Source organism: Lentilactobacillus sp. Marseille-Q4993 (genome assembly GCF_951230165.1).
Taxonomy (GTDB): Bacteria; Bacillota; Bacilli; order Lactobacillales; family Lactobacillaceae; genus Lentilactobacillus.
Genome location: NZ_CATNVB010000010.1, coordinates 1 through 12,421, shown reverse-complemented (window position 1 = coordinate 12,421; position 12,421 = coordinate 1). Strand labels below are relative to the sequence as shown.

The following is a 12,421-nucleotide window of genomic DNA, read 5'->3' as shown; positions in this document are numbered from 1 at the left end:
TTCCGTTCCCAACCAAGGGACGAAAGACTTTTCGCGGTACCACCCAAGTTGCCTATGTAAAATAGACCACCTCAATAAGAGCACTAACATGCTCCACTGAGGATAACGTTCCAGTCTACGGCATTTCCTACTAGACCTAACAGGTTGTTCAGATTGCAGCTAAGAAAGTGTTATTCAGAAATCTCAGGGACACATCGGGTTTGCACTAATTCCCGACTCACTGTGAGTATGAGATAACTTACTCGTCTTTCTTTTTGCTTTTTCATTTTGTTTTAACAATTAAAAATTTAGCACATCAAAAGGGGGATGTAAAGCAGGAAAATCTAAAAAGTTAAAACCGGGGCTAGTTTTAAAAGTGAAATTTGTATGGCCACATATAGAAGTAAATCATCAAAAAACAACCGAAAATATTTTAAAAATTATTTTTAATTGTTGTCTCTCTGAAATGATTCACACTAAAAATGGTAAAGTAATTTACAAGGATGTGATGGCTTTGAAGCGAGGATTGAAAATATTAGGTGTTATGGTAGCGGTAATGTTCAGTGTCGGAGCAGTCACGTTTTATTTGTCGGATTACTGGATCGAATGGGTCGGACAGAGCGAGGTTAATGCAGCTATTCATTCTAAGAATCAAGCTAAATTAAAAAAGCTTTGTGCAGACAAACGAACCTTTTCAAAATTAAAATCCCTTAAACACGCTGATGTTAGGTTTGAATCTGATAATCAAGGCAGCGGCAAGGTTTTGTACTATGTTGTAACGATAAAGCAAGCTGGTGATTTTGGCTTGTTCTTCAAAACTAATATGGTACTTGGCCTTGATAGTAAATTAGTTAAAATTAATACATATCAAGAGGAAAAGTAGCTGATTGTCGGTATAATTGGAAAGTGATAGGACACTTGATTCGTGAAAATTAGAAATGTGTCGTCACCATGTCATGAAAGCCTATTCTATCAGTGAAACCAAGATTTAAATTTTCTTCATGTTTTTTTAATTACGGAGTATGATATTACTAATCTATTTGAATGGAGTGGGTTGGTAATGAAGAAAGTTAATTTGGTGATTTTAACGCTCTTAACTACATTTTTGGTGGTGATTGGAATTAATATCAATGCTCAGGCTGATCAGGCAGGAGACCTGCAATCGGCCTTTGATCAGGCAGCAAATGAATATCACGTTCCTAAATCAATATTGATGGCTGTTTCATATAACGAAACACTATGGAATAATCATGGGTTCGAACCTAGCGTTGGTGGTGGGTATGGGGTAATGCATTTAACTGATGTTGAAAATTCCACAGTTAGTGCTTTAACTACTGCCCAAACCGCAGCAAAATTATCTAACCAGTCATTGGAGAAAGTGAAATCAGATGATGCGGCAAATATTAAAGCTGGAGCGGCATTATTAGCCAACTACCAGAAGTCGCTGGGGTTTGATATCAATGGTGGCCCTGACCAATGGTATGGGGCAGTGGCAAAATATAGTCAAGATACAGAAAGCAATTCTGCCAAACTATTTGCTGACTCTGTGTTTGCTACGATTAGAAATGGCGCAAGTCAAACATTTAGAGATGGTAGCAAGGTTACCCTCGTTGCGAATGGATTTGAGCCAGAAACTTCACAATTAGCAGCCTTAAAATTGAGCAAAACAAATAATCTTGATGATAATTATCCCACTAATTTAAACGTTCAGTATATTCCAGCAGCGCACGATGCGTTTGATGATAAGGGAGATTACGGTAATTATGATCGGTCAGACCGACCTCGTAACGGTCTTGATATTCGCTACATCGTGATTCACAATACCGAAACTTCATTCGATGATGCAATTAAGCTGTTTCAAGGTCAGAGTTACGCCGCTGCCAATTTTATGGTTAGGTCGAATGATGGTCAGATTGCTGAGTTCATTCGGCCCAATAACGTTGCTTGGCATGCAGGCAACTGGTATGTGAATAGTCACTCTGTGGGAATTGAACATGAAGGATACGCTGTTCACGGTGGTAAGTGGTTCACCGAACCAATGTATCGGCAGTCAGCTAAGCTAGTTAAGGTTTTGGCAAGCCGCTATAATATCCCTCTAGACAGGCAACATATTTTTGGTCACGACAATGTTCCTGGTTTGGAGGCTAAGGACCAGGCAGGAATGCACTGGGACCCAGGTACTTATTGGGATTGGAATCACTACTTCAAGTTGCTCGGAGTCGATTTCAGTAAGCCATCAAAGGTTCATACAAATGTAATTACGATTACGCCTAACAAGGCAACCAATCTACAATCGAAGACTGAAAAATTAACTTCAGGTAAGGAAACATTGACTAAAGCAGGGGCTAATTTTGTTTACCTTAGGGATAAACCAACCATTGATGGTAAGTTGATCACTGATAACAATTTCAAACAAGGAAAATCAGGAACAACCGATGTCAGCGATTGGTCTGATAAAGCAGTTTACGGCCAACAATTCGTTAAGGTTGATCAGAAGGGTGACTGGACGGCAATCAACTATGACGGTAAAAAGGCTTGGTTCTATAACCCTAATGATAAGAACGTTACTACTTCGGAAGGAGCAGTGATTACGCCAGCAAAGAAAACAGTTGATGTTTATGGTGGGGCGTACCCAGATGAATCAACACTTGCCAAAGCTGGATTTAAGAGTGCTGCCATTAAACCATTCGCTCAGCTAAAAGCTGGTCAAAAGTATGTTGCTGATGATGTAGTCAAGGCTGACTACTACAATTCGACTTTAAACGATGAAACCAAAGAAAAAGTGGTTTCAAGTAATGAAAGCTACGTGCAAATTCAGTTCAATCACCGAATTGCGTATGTAAAGAAAGCAGATATAAACTATTCTAAGTAGCAAAAAGGCCTCTGAGAAAATTCTCAGGGGCCTTTTAAATTTATACCGGAGGTGGGGTTCGAACCCACACGTCCTCAACGGACACTGGATTTTGAGTCCAGCGCGTCTGCCAGTTCCGCCACTCCGGCATGAATCAAAACAATAATAAAAGTTTACCGAATTTTAGGGCGGTTGTAAACCTTTTTTTGAAAAGAAAATCATTAAAAATATTAGAGAAGTGTCAGTGAAAAAATAAAATAAATTAATAAAGCCGTTTGCATCAAGGAAAACAGAATCTAAATCGCAAATATTTTATTAGAGTTATTGACATTTAATTAGAAAAGGATATACTTTTCATCATCAAATAAAAGTTCTGAACAGGAGGTTACCATCATGATCAATAACAGCTCGCAAAAATCAGTTGAATACATAGTAGCCTCTGTTCGTCAGAACTTAGCCTTATTATTAAAGATGAAGGACCCGACGTTGATTTTGAGATAATCGATCTCAAAAATAAATCAATCTGTTGAGCCCTTATTTTGCATCTTTAATGATGAGGGCTTGATGGAAACTATCAAAAACCTCATTCGTTAAAGAATGAGGTTTTTTTATGCGATTAGGAGGATAGAAAAGGGATCTGCGACACACAAATTATTAAACGAAAGTAGGAATAAATATGAAAAAATCAGTGATTAAGAAAATTGGAATGGTAATGTCAGTCGGAGCAGTAGCAATGATGTTTGCGGGGTGTACTGCCGCTAAGACAAGTTCGAAGGGCAACCCCCAAACAGGCGACACAATTAAGATTGGGGAAAACATGGAACTGTCTGGTGCCGCTGGTGGTTATGGTAATCAGATGAAACAAGGAATTAAGATGGCGGTAGATGAAATTAACGCCAAGGGTGGAATCAGCGTTAACGGTAAAAAGAAGAAGATTGATTTGAAGGTCAAGGATAACAAGACTTCAACCACGACTTCCGCTTCCGTTGCTGCCCAGTTTGTTAATAACGATAAGGTCAACGCAATTGTTGGAACGGCAACTACTAACGCCGGAACAGCTCAAATCCCAAATATCACTAAAGCTGCTGTACCAGCAATCAGTCCATCGGCAACCGATCCCAACTTCACTCTTCAAAAGAACGGTAAGGTGCAACCATATGTATTTAGAGCTTGTTACCAAAACAACTTCCAGGGTGGAACGGCTGCTAAGTTCATTTCCAATACTTTGAAAGCTAAGAAAGTTGCTGTTTTGTATGATAACTCAACCGATTATGGAACCGGGTTGGCAAAAGCATTCAAGAAGTCATTTAAGGGTCAAATTGTTGATACTCAAGCATACACAGAGGGAGACAAGGACTTCAAGGCAATTTTGACATCGTTTAAGAATAAGAAAGTTAACGCCATCTTTGTTCCTGGCTATTACAGTGAAGTTGGTTTGATTGTTAAACAAGCCCGTGAAGCTGGAATTAATGTTCCAATCGTAGGAACTGATGGAATGGCCGATCCAAAGTTGGCTCAAATTGCTGGCAACAACAATGCCCATAACGTTTACTACACAACTCCATTCTCAACAAAAGCCTCTCAGAGTAATCCGGTTGCCAAAAAGTTCATGGCCACTTACAAAGCTAAGTACCACGCAGAAGCCCCAACTTTCTCAGCTCTTGCCTATGATTCAGTTTATATGATCAAGAAAGCAATTGAAGAAGAAAAGTCAGCGGATTCAGTAAAGATTGCTGAAGGCCTTGCTAAAATCAAGAACTTCGATGGGGTTACTGGCAGCATTACCGTCAACAAGCATCACGATCCAGAAAAGCCAATCGCAATTGAGCAATTGACTAACGGTAAAGTATCAAAGACTTACCAAATCAAGTAGGCATTTGATGAGGTTGTAAATTAGATAGGAGGAATGGAGCGTGCAAATATTTTTTCAACAGGTCATCAATGGCCTCTCATTAGGAAGTATTTATGCTCTATTAGCACTAGGGTACACGATGGTTTACGGGATTATCAAACTCATCAATTTTGCTCATGGCGATATTTATATGTTAGGGGCTTTCTGGGGATATTACGTAATCAATTCATGGCATTTTAACTTCATTGAAGCGTTATTGAGTGCGATGGTCGTTGGAGCGGTTAGCGGGGTAGTAATCGAGTACTTTGCATACCGACCACTGCGCCATTCCCCACGAATTACCGCATTGATCACCGCAATCGGAGTTTCCTTCTTGTTGGAAAACGGGATGTCTTACCTATTCTCGTCAAATACAAGGAGTTTTCCCCAAATTATTCAGCAACATAATTACAACATCGGTGGGGTGCTGATCTCTAACATTCAAATTCTGATTCTGGTCACCGCATGTGTGTTGATGGTTTTACTGCAGCTAATTATTAAGAAAACTAAGATGGGTAAAGCAATGAGAGCAGTATCGGTCGATTCTGATGCTGCCGAATTGGTGGGAATCAATACTAATGTGACGATTTCATTCACGTTTGCCTTGGGTTCTTCACTAGCTGGGGCTGCGGGAGTTCTGATTGGTCTTTACTACAATTCGATTGACCCGTTGATGGGAATGACTCCAGGAATTAAAGCGTTTGTTGCGGCGGTTCTGGGAGGCATTGGATCGGTACCTGGTGCCTCAGTTGGTGGTTTCTTGATTGGTATCTTGGAGACTCTATTTCAATCGATTGGCCTATCAGCGTACAAAGATGCAGTTGTGTACGGCGTGTTGATCATTATCCTGCTTATATTGCCGGCGGGATTGTTTGGTAAAAATAAAAAGGAAAAAGTGTAGGTGGATAGTATGAAGGCAAATATCAAGACAAACATAATTTGGCTGATTATCATGGTTGCTGGATTTTATCTAATCAATACGCTGATTCTGGTCGGGGTCGTTAATGCGTTTATTGAAAACATGTTGGTAACTATTGGCATAAACATAATCTTAGCAACTGGTCTAAATTTAGTGATTGGGTTTGCGGGGCAGTTTTCATTAGGTCATGCCGGATTTATGGCGATTGGTTCATACGCTACCGCAATCATTACCAGCTCAATGGAAACACCAGCCGGGTTTTACATTGCATTAGTGGTTGGAATCATTCTCTCAATTATCGCCGCATTGATTGTTGGAATTCCAACGCTTAGGTTACGAGGAGACTACTTGGCAATCGCGACAATGGGAGCAGCCGAAATTATTCGGATTATCATCAATAATCTAAAGATTACCGGTGGAGCTTCTGGAATTTTCAATATTCCAAACTTGGCTTCCTGGCCAACTGTGTACGTGATGGTCTGCATCACAACAATCATCATCGTCAATTTTATTCGAAGTCGAGGTGGGCGAGCAGTTAAATCAGTTAGAGAAGATGAAATTGCTGCTGAAGCGATGGGAATCAATATCTTTAGGTGGAAATTACTAGCCTTTGTCATTGGAGCTGCAACCGCTGCGGTCGCTGGTTCACTCCACGCTTCCTATCTTCAAACGATTGGTCCGAACGACTTCAACATTATGGAATCAATTTCAATTCTAATTGTTGTTGTTCTTGGCGGGGTTGGAAGTATTACCGGGACGTTTGTTGCCGCTGCGGTTCTAGGTGTCATTGATACGATCCTGCAAAACTTCGGCACACTGAGAATGGTGATTTACTCGATCGCGTTGATCTTGTTGATGGTGTTCAAACCATCAGGATTATTAGGAACGTGGGAGCTGTCACTTCAACGAATTTTTAAGCATAAAAGGAAGACAGGGGGAGTGGCCAATGACTAGTTTGCTAAAGGTAGATAATGTTGTGAAAAACTTTGGTGGGCTGACCGCCGTTTCGGATGTCTCACTTACTTTGAACACTGATGAATTAGTGGCTTTGATTGGTCCAAATGGTGCTGGTAAAACGACGCTGTTCAATATTTTAACTGGGGTGATTCCTCCAAGCTCAGGTTCGATTGTTCTGGCGGGACGAGAGGGAACCGTTGCGCTAAACGGAAAGTCCGCTCATAAAATTGCTAGGTTGGGATTATCGCGAACGTTTCAAAATATTCGGTTGTTCAAGGAATTGTCAGTGCTGGATAACGTTATGATTGCAATGACTAGTCGGTACAAAGAAGGATTCTGGAGTAGTATTTTTCGGTCACCAAAGTTTTATAAGACCGAAGCTCAGATGAAGGCAGAAGCAATTGAATTACTCAAAATCTTTGAGTTTCAAGGTCAGCTAGATACCGCAGCGAAGAACCTCCCTTATGGGATTCAACGGCGGCTGGAAATTGTGCGGGCTTTGGCAACTAAACCCCAGATATTATTTTTAGATGAACCAGCAGCGGGAATGAATCCTGATGAAACCGAAGATTTAACCCAATTGATCATGAAAGTACAACGAACCTTTCACATCACAGTGGTGTTGATTGAGCATGATATGTCGCTAGTAATGAAGATTGCCCAACGAATTTACGTATTGGAGCATGGTTCACTTCTTGCGGAAGGGACTCCCGAAGAAATCCAACAAAATGATAAGGTAATCAAGGCATACCTAGGAGAGGAGGCGTAGCGATGCTGAAAGTAAGTGATTTGGTCGTAAACTATGGCGTTATCAACGCGGTCAAAAAAGTGAACTTTGAAATTAATCAGGGTGAAATCGTGACTTTGATCGGCGCAAATGGGGCAGGTAAGACAACGATTTTAAAGAGTATCTCTGGACTGTTGAAAGCGAAAAGTGGCCAGATTGAATACGAGGGAAAGAGCATTAATCGGCAAAAGGCGCCTAAAATCGTTGCTGCGGGAATTTCCCAGGTGCCGGAGGGACGCCATATCTTTCCTGGTTTATCAGTCAAGGAAAATTTACAGATGGGAGCATTCTTAGTTAAGGATAGCTCGAAAATCAGACAAGGCTTTCAGGAAGTCTATGACCGGTTTCCTGTCTTAAAGGAAAGAGAAAATCAGGATGCGGCTACTCTATCTGGTGGCGAGCAACAGATGTTAGCAATGGGACGAGCTCTAATGGCCAGACCAAAGCTGATTTTGCTAGATGAACCTTCAATGGGACTGGCACCAATTTTTATCAATGAGATTTTTGACATTATTAAGGAAATTAATAGTAACGGAACCACAGTTTTACTGATCGAGCAAAATGCTAAGAAGGCATTATCAATTGCGGATAGGGGTTATGTAGTTGCCTCTGGTGAGATTAAGATGACTGGGACTGGTGGGGAATTACTACAAAATGAGGATGTCCAAAAGGCATATTTGGGAGGCTAGTTGAATGAGTGTTGAGGATTTTATGACCAAAAAGGTGATGACGGTTGTCCCGGACACAAAGGTCAATATCGCAATTAATACAATGAGCGATAATAATATTCACCGGTTACCGGTGATTGATAATGGTAAATTAGTGGGAATTGTGACGCAACGGGATATTGAGAAGGCGTCACCATCCGAAGCAACTAGTTTATCAATCTATGAATATAATTACTTACTTAATAAAATGACCGTAAGTGACGTGATGGCCAAGGACGTTGTCACAATCAATAGTAACCAGTTTTTGGAAGACGCCATTTACCAGATGAGGACTCACCAGATTGGAGTACTACCGGTGATGGATGGGGATACGGTTGTGGGGATTATAACCAACAACGATATTTTGGATGCGTTTTTGGATGTAACTGACTATAAGGAGGACGCCACGGTGGTCCAGGTGTTCATTGAAAAGGACAGAACTGGGGTTATTTATGAAGTGGGCAAGATCATGGCCGATAATAATTTTAATATTCAGACAATGATGGTAACCCACCAGGGAGGTACTCGGGTGATTGAAATTCATGTTGACGGTGAGGACGGGGTCTCGGTTGCCGAAAAGTTACAAGCAGCTGGGTTTACCGCCAAACAAGCTGAACACTACAAGGAACGATAATTATTGATTGTCATCCTTTTAGAATTATTCTAATCTAGGTTATACTATTATTGAACAGAAGAATAATTTTAGGGGGATGATTTTTTTGACAGTTGATATCAAACGAGGCCAGGATGTCTATAAAGACGCTGGTGAGAACGTTATTTTTGTCACACTTAATTTAAAACGAGAGAATTTGGATAGTGACCGAGAAGTAATTCAGGATTTTGCGGATATGTCCAAATCAATCATCAACAGTATGCGAATTAGAAGTCCCAAGGAACAACTAGCAGTTGCTTGGGGATTTTCATCCGGAGCCTGGGACTATCTGTTTCCCAACGCGCCAAAACCTAAGGAACTCGAGCCGTTTGCAGAAATAAAAGGTCCTAAGTACACAGCTGTTTCAACCCCTGGCGATATTTTTATCCATGTGCGGGCAAATAGCGAAGCAATTACGTATGAAATTGTTGACCAGTTCATGAAGATTCTCCGCCCAATTGTAACGGTTGAGGATGAGACTCATGGTTTTAGGTACATTGAAGGACGAGCCATTATTGGGTTTATTGATGGTACTGAAAACCCAGCAGGCGTCGAGTCAATGGACTACACGTTAATTGATGACGACCAGGATTCAGAGTTTGCTAACGGTTCCTATGCGTTTGCCCAGAAATACATTCATAAGATGGATGATTGGGATAGCATGAAGACTGAGGATCAGGAAAAGGCGATTGGTCGGCATAAGTTCAACGACCGCGAGTTGGATGATGATGAGAAGTTGCCTAACGCTCATAATGTTGCCTCTAAGGACGAAGAGGGTGGCGTTGAACATAAAATTGTTCGGATGAACGTCCCGTTTGCCGATCCAGCTAAGAACGTTAAGGGTACGTACTTTATCGGTTATTCAAAGACGTTTAGTATTACCAAACGAATGCTGACTAATATGTTCACTCAAAGTGATCGGTTACTTGATTTTTCGACTCCGATTACTGGAAATCTGTTCTTCATTCCGTCGGTAGATACGATGGATAAGATTGCGGAGGGTGAGTATTAGGGAGCACTACAGAAATCTTTGATTTCGTCTTAGTGCCCCAGCAAGAACAACAATTAGTGAATTCTGCGAAAAGCGGGATTCACTCTTGATGTTTACTGCGTGTAGTAAGTATTTGGATAAAAGAAAAAAAGTAACGATAATTTGCAGAAAAAATTATCGCTACTTTTTTTCGATTTACCTAACTATGTCCCAACTACTTTACTACACCTCACTTCTTGAATTATTCATCACCATCTGAAATAATAAAGTCAGACTTAATACATTCGGGGTGGATGATTATGAAGATATCAAGGTACATTTTCTATATTTTAGCAACGGCATGTTTCTGCCTGATCGTCGGCAGTCAGTTTGGCAACTTTGCGAGTGCCAAAACAGTGACTGTTCACTATGTGTCAACGACGGGAAAGGTGTTGAAATCACCAAAGAAGATTACCCTACCTGCTGGCGGGTTAACGATTTTTAATCCAGCTGAGGCAACTCATTCGCAGTACATAAAAGGATATGTTCCATACGATGGCACGAAGACGTTTTCCTTCAATAATTGTCCAAGTAGCTTGAAGGTAAGGTACAGCAAAATTTCAACGGTCCAGAAGAAAGTGGCCAAGTACTACATGAGTCAAATCAATTCGTACCGAGTTAAGCAGGGACTTTCAAAACTTAAGCACAATGCTAGTTTGCAAAAACAGGCTACGGTCAGGGCTAATGAATTGTGGATAAAGACTAGTCACACTAGACCAGACGGAACATCATACAATTCATATAATAGTGGTTATGCCGAGGTCATGGCTGTATTTCCAAGCTGTTTCAGCTACGTTCAAAGCTTAGGAGCCAAAATCGTTTACAATTCTAAGGGAACGATTGATTACAAAAAGACCGCAAAAACGGCCAGCAATGAATTGTTGACGATTGACGCTCAACATCGGGACACAGAATTAAATACCTGGTCAAAGTACAGTGATGTCGCGTTTAGTTTTAAACCAGATGGGTCAGGGATGATGGCTCAGTTATTCAAGCTATAATCTAGATAAAATGGCGGTCTTCAAAATGAGGCCGCTTTTTTGCTGTTGTTTTTATTCCCACTAGGGTGTTAGGATTGAAAGCGGAGTTCTTTACTATCATGACTTTTTGAAAACAAATGTAAACGGAAGCTGCCGCTTTGCCGGAGCTTCCCACTATTTGATAATTAGAAAGCGAGCTAAGTTTCAATGAAACAGTTGATAAATGATCGCAGAATTTATTGGTGGAAGCGTTACTTGAATGAAGATTAGTCGGTAAACTTTTAACTCACAATTAAATATTTGGGAGGGATTATTCAAATGAATAATTCAAAGCGGGTAATTAACTTTACCTTCATGATTTTTATGCTGTCGGCCAATCTGCGGCTGGCCATTACGGGGATTCCCCCTTTGGTTAGTACGATTCAAAAATCGTTGGGACTAAGCACGGCCCAAATGGGTGTGCTAACAACGATTCCACTACTTTGTTTTGCCTTTTTATCGGTTGTAGTTTCTAAAATGATCAACCGGCTTGGTACAAGTATGACGCTGCAAATTGCTTTGTTGCTCTTAATTATTTCCAATACGCTCCGGGTATATACTAGTTGGAGCTTATTTGCTGGGACGGTATTAGTTGGGGCTGCCATCGCTATGCTTAATGTTTTGATGCCAACACTGATTGTCGAGTGGCATCCAGAACAATCAGCTAAACTAAACGGAATTTACACCTCATCATTGAGTTTGCTATCCGCTGTGGCTGGTGCTGTTGCGGTGCCAATCGCTACTTCGATTGGTTGGCGGTTTACTATTCAGATTTTTTCGATTCCTGCTGTGCTAGCATTTGTTTGCTGGCTGTTTGTTGGTAAGAAACCGGAGCGCCAAGTCGAGCGAAAAGTAACTACTGGAACTACGGAACCAGTGAAGACGGCTCACTGGCGTAAACCAGAAATTTGGGCTCTTGCTGGGTTCATGGGGATGCAGTCATTCATTTTTTACACTTTGGTTGCGTGGGTTCCTAGTGTACTAACATCGCACGGGATTTCAGCATCGGTTGCTGGAATGCTCTTTGGGGTATTTCAGTTAGCCGGCGTTCCGTTTGCTTACTTTGTGCCAAGGGCGACCGAAACTAGAAAAGGTTTGCTGATGTTGATGACCTTGCTATTTGTCGGCTATCTCTCAGGGATGGGAATCTTGGCATTCGGTGGGGCAAACATTGTCCTTCAGGTGATTTCGTGTGCATTGATTGGAATCACGACTTCGTGCTCGTTCTCAGTGTCTTTGACAATGATCTCCGTTATTTCATCAACTCCTCAAGAAGCTGGTGAAATCGGGGGCCTTGTTCAATCAGTAGGATATTTACTTGCTAGCGTGGGACCAACTCTATTTGGAATTCTCGAGGGAGTTTTAAGTGGTTGGACGACAACGATGATGGTGCTGATGGTGCTATCCGTGATTACGATTGCAATTGGATTTACATTGATCAGAACGGTTAGAAACCGGGTTATGTGATCAAAAGAGGCTGGGACATAAGTCCCAGCTAACGCAAAAAACTTCGGAAATTAATTTTTCCGAAGCTTTTTTGAATTCTATGTAGCACAGAGAATTCAACTCTGCTATTCTTAAATCGACGAAAACCCAAGGATAGGAGCGAATCTCTATGTATAGACATTA

11 protein-coding genes, 1 tRNA gene and 1 other annotated feature are annotated in these 12,421 nt (G+C 41.1%); of the genes, 11 read left to right on the top strand and 1 reads right to left on the bottom strand.

All coding sequences use genetic code 11. The features are described 5' to 3' along the window. Positions 1-12: 12 nt before the first annotated feature. Positions 13-264 (bottom strand) — a binding site (T-box leader). A 91-nt stretch (positions 265-355) separates the two neighbouring features. Beyond that, positions 356-862: a hypothetical protein gene (locus QOW94_RS05445; protein ID WP_283679236.1), complete on the top strand. Its 507-nt coding sequence runs from the start codon at positions 356-358 to the stop codon at positions 860-862. 177 nt (positions 863-1,039) lie between these two features. Beyond that, on the top strand, positions 1,040-2,851 hold the full coding sequence (locus QOW94_RS05440) for an N-acetylmuramoyl-L-alanine amidase (RefSeq protein WP_283679235.1): 1,812 nt from the start codon (positions 1,040-1,042) through the stop codon (positions 2,849-2,851). A gap of 43 nt (positions 2,852-2,894) precedes the next feature. Here the strand turns inward: QOW94_RS05440 and QOW94_RS05435 are convergent. Continuing rightward, positions 2,895-2,979 (bottom strand) — tRNA-Leu (locus tag QOW94_RS05435). A 527-nt stretch (positions 2,980-3,506) separates the two neighbouring features. Here QOW94_RS05435 and QOW94_RS05430 point away from each other — a divergent pair. The 9 genes from QOW94_RS05430 (at position 3,507) to QOW94_RS05390 (ending at position 12,259) form a co-directional block, all read left to right on the top strand. Then, positions 3,507-4,703, top strand: a complete 1,197-nt coding sequence (locus QOW94_RS05430) for an ABC transporter substrate-binding protein (protein ID WP_283679234.1) — start codon at positions 3,507-3,509, stop codon at positions 4,701-4,703. Positions 4,704-4,743: 40 nt separating this feature from the next. Continuing rightward, entirely contained in the window at positions 4,744-5,622 is an 879-nt protein-coding gene (locus QOW94_RS05425) for a branched-chain amino acid ABC transporter permease (RefSeq protein WP_283679233.1), read from the top strand. 9 nt (positions 5,623-5,631) lie between these two features. Continuing rightward, positions 5,632-6,594, top strand: a complete 963-nt coding sequence (locus QOW94_RS05420) for a branched-chain amino acid ABC transporter permease (RefSeq protein ID WP_283679232.1) — start codon at positions 5,632-5,634, stop codon at positions 6,592-6,594. Continuing rightward, positions 6,587-7,366, top strand: coding sequence for an ABC transporter ATP-binding protein (locus QOW94_RS05415; RefSeq protein ID WP_283679231.1), 780 nt, complete (start codon positions 6,587-6,589; stop codon positions 7,364-7,366). Before QOW94_RS05420 ends, QOW94_RS05415 begins: the two co-directional genes overlap by 8 nt. Before the next feature lie 2 nt (positions 7,367-7,368). Beyond that, positions 7,369-8,073, top strand: coding sequence for an ABC transporter ATP-binding protein (locus QOW94_RS05410; protein WP_283679230.1), 705 nt, complete (start codon positions 7,369-7,371; stop codon positions 8,071-8,073). A 4-nt stretch (positions 8,074-8,077) separates the two neighbouring features. Next, on the top strand, positions 8,078-8,725 hold the full coding sequence (locus QOW94_RS05405) for a CBS domain-containing protein (RefSeq protein WP_283679229.1): 648 nt from the start codon (positions 8,078-8,080) through the stop codon (positions 8,723-8,725). An 85-nt stretch (positions 8,726-8,810) separates the two neighbouring features. Then, on the top strand, positions 8,811-9,755 hold the full coding sequence (locus QOW94_RS05400; RefSeq protein ID WP_283679227.1) for a Dyp-type peroxidase: 945 nt from the start codon (positions 8,811-8,813) through the stop codon (positions 9,753-9,755). Positions 9,756-10,033: 278 nt separating this feature from the next. After that, positions 10,034-10,774 carry a CAP domain-containing protein gene (locus QOW94_RS05395; protein WP_283679226.1) on the top strand — a complete coding sequence of 247 codons (741 nt, stop codon included), beginning with the start codon at positions 10,034-10,036 and terminating at the stop codon, positions 10,772-10,774. 297 nt (positions 10,775-11,071) lie between these two features. Next, a complete protein-coding gene (locus QOW94_RS05390) occupies positions 11,072-12,259 on the top strand; it encodes an MFS transporter (RefSeq protein WP_283679225.1) in 1,188 nt (395 codons plus the stop codon). Positions 12,260-12,421: the final 162 nt, after the last annotated feature.

Excerpts from the sequence above, each read along its gene's own strand:
- QOW94_RS05415 (WP_283679231.1), top strand. The coding sequence starts at position 6,587 with ATGACTAGTTTGCTAAAGGTAGATAATGTTGTGAAAAACTTTGGTGGG.
- QOW94_RS05410 (WP_283679230.1), top strand. The coding sequence starts at position 7,369 with ATGCTGAAAGTAAGTGATTTGGTCGTAAACTATGGCGTTATCAACGCG.
- QOW94_RS05390 (WP_283679225.1), top strand. The coding sequence starts at position 11,072 with ATGAATAATTCAAAGCGGGTAATTAACTTTACCTTCATGATTTTTATG.
- QOW94_RS05430 (WP_283679234.1), top strand. The coding sequence starts at position 3,507 with ATGAAAAAATCAGTGATTAAGAAAATTGGAATGGTAATGTCAGTCGGA.
- QOW94_RS05405 (WP_283679229.1), top strand. The coding sequence starts at position 8,078 with ATGAGTGTTGAGGATTTTATGACCAAAAAGGTGATGACGGTTGTCCCG.
- QOW94_RS05420 (WP_283679232.1), top strand. The coding sequence starts at position 5,632 with ATGAAGGCAAATATCAAGACAAACATAATTTGGCTGATTATCATGGTT.
- QOW94_RS05440 (WP_283679235.1), top strand. The coding sequence starts at position 1,040 with ATGAAGAAAGTTAATTTGGTGATTTTAACGCTCTTAACTACATTTTTG.
- QOW94_RS05395 (WP_283679226.1), top strand. The coding sequence starts at position 10,034 with ATGAAGATATCAAGGTACATTTTCTATATTTTAGCAACGGCATGTTTC.